At 39.5% G+C, this 200-nt stretch carries 1 rRNA gene; it reads left to right on the top strand.

Annotation, left to right across the window (positions count from 1 at the left end):
• A 16S ribosomal RNA gene (locus ACEN4I_RS13690) occupies positions 1 to 63 on the top strand; the annotation flags it as partial.
• Positions 64 to 200: the final 137 nt, after the last annotated feature.

Here is a 200-nt window from a genome sequence, read left to right as displayed (position 1 = left end):
ATAATTGGGGTGAAGTCGTAACAAGGTAGCCGTATCGGAAGGTGCGGCTGGATCACCTCCTTTCTAAGGAATTAACGGAATCCTACACGGTTCGCTTTTACTTTGTTTAGTTTTGAGAGGTTTAGTCTCTCAGAATAGTGTTCTTTGAAAACTGGATATTGTCTAATAGAAACATTTAAGTAAGAAACCGAGAAACACAC

Source organism: Desemzia sp. FAM 23990 (assembly GCF_045528485.1).
In the GTDB taxonomy this organism is placed as follows: Bacteria; Bacillota; Bacilli; order Lactobacillales; family Carnobacteriaceae; genus Desemzia.
Note: the sequence above shows the minus strand (reverse complement) of the source record. Positions and strands in the feature narration are given on the sequence as shown.